Raw genomic sequence first — 1,540 nt, forward strand, 5'->3', positions numbered from 1 at the left:
ACCAGCACCCAGTCCTGCTCGGGGTCGCCGGGCGTGGTGGTCACCGGTGTCGGGGTGTGCTGCTGCTCGGGGGCGGGACGGGGTTGGGGGCGGGGCGGCGGAGACGGGGAGGGGCTCGGCCGCCGCGTGCTGGTCGTGATCGGGGCGCGGCTGGTGGTTTTCGGGGGCGGGGTCGGTGCTGCGCTGCTGGTCGCCGTGGTGGTCGGGGCCGCGGTCGTGCTGGCAGCAGGGGGTTCAGGTGCGGGCGGCGGGGGAGCGGCCGGTGGTGGGGAGTCGGCGAGTGGGGAGCTCGCGGTCATCGGCAACGCGTTCAGGGCACTGGTGGCGGTCGCGGCGACCAGCGCGGCCGCGGGCAGCAGCCTGACGGCCAGGGGGCTTCGCCACCACCAGCGGCGCAGCGGGGCGGGGTGTTCGGCTGGCAACGAGTGACTCCTGTTCGCGTTGATGCCGTGTTTCCCCGACCGGCGGGCCGAATAGTAGCGAATGGATCACGAATCTGTATCCGGGAAGCAAACGTCGACCCCGGTCCCCGGCTCGTTTCCGGCGGGCACGTCGACGCGAACACCCGATTGTGATCTACGCCTCGACAGTTCGAAAACGGCTGTTGCGCACCGAAAACGCATGAACCGACACGAACGGTCACCGCATAGTTCGTCGCTTGTAGACAGTCCACAAGCGAATGTGGCTTCACCCGTCTTTAAGGGTGCGTTATGCCGCCAGGGGTTCAGTCGGCCTTGCGCACCGAGGTGGTGTCGACGTCGGCGACATGGCCGCCGGAGTCCACTGGCTCGAGCCGCGGCAGCGCGACACCGCGTTCGTCGACCAGGACGGAGTGGTCTTCGCCGGGGGAGAAGGCGTGCCGCTCGCCCCACTGGCGCAAGGCCACGACGACGGTGAACAGGTCGCGCCCGGCCGGGGTGAGGGAGTAGAGCTGCCGCCGGCCCGAGGGCGCGGTCTGCCGGTCGAGGACGCCGCGCTCGACCAGGCGGCGGAGCCGATCGGTGAGGATGTTGCGCGCGATCCCGGTGCGCTGCTGGAAATCGGTGAACGCCCGCGCCCCGTCCATCGCATCCCGCACGATCAGCAGGCTCCAGCGGTCCCCGACCAGGTCGAGCGTGCGCGCGACCGGGCACGCCGGGTCGGTCCAGGACGCATCCCCAGTGCTGGTGCGAGTCACCACGCCTCCCGAAGAGTTGCTGTTTGAAACCATTGTGCCCTACTCTCAGAACAGTTGCATTTTGCTACTTATCAAGGAGTGGTGATGGGCCTGACCCGTGCCCGAAGGACGCTGTTCGCCATGATCTGCGCGGTCGCCGTCGCCGGCGTCTACGCCGCCCAACCCGTCCTCGCCCAGATCGGGACCGACCTCGGCGTGCCGCAGGCCCACCTGGGCTGGATCGTGGCCGCCGGACAGCTCGGCTACCTGGCCGGACTCGCCGTCCTCGTCCCGCTCGGCGACATGGTCGACCGCCGCACCCTCATCGCCGGACACCTCGCGCTCACCGCGGCAGGAGCAGCGTCGAGATCTGGGTGGCTGTGG

1 protein-coding gene and 2 pseudogenes are annotated in these 1,540 nt (G+C 70.0%); 2 read left to right on the forward strand and 1 reads right to left on the reverse strand.

Annotated features, from left to right (window positions below; translation table 11 throughout):
* A pseudogene (locus OU415_RS38145) lies at window positions 1-429 on the forward strand (hypothetical protein); the annotation flags it as partial.
* 295 nt (window positions 430-724) lie between these two features.
* Here the strand turns inward: OU415_RS38145 and OU415_RS38150 are convergent.
* Complete coding sequence (locus OU415_RS38150) at window positions 725-1,210, reverse strand: winged helix-turn-helix transcriptional regulator (protein WP_270954679.1); 486 nt, start codon at window positions 1,208-1,210, stop codon at window positions 725-727.
* A gap of 51 nt (window positions 1,211-1,261) precedes the next feature.
* Between OU415_RS38150 and OU415_RS38155 the strand changes: the two are divergent.
* Window positions 1,262-1,540: pseudogene (locus tag OU415_RS38155) on the forward strand (MFS transporter); the annotation flags it as partial.

This window comes from Saccharopolyspora oryzae (assembly GCF_027853915.1).
In the GTDB taxonomy this organism is placed as follows: domain Bacteria; phylum Actinomycetota; class Actinomycetes; order Mycobacteriales; family Pseudonocardiaceae; genus Saccharopolyspora; species Saccharopolyspora oryzae.

Coding starts and splice junctions, on each gene's coding strand:
- OU415_RS38150 (WP_270954679.1), bottom strand. CDS start 1,210: ATGGTTTCAAACAGCAACTCTTCGGGAGGCGTGGTGACTCGCACCAGC.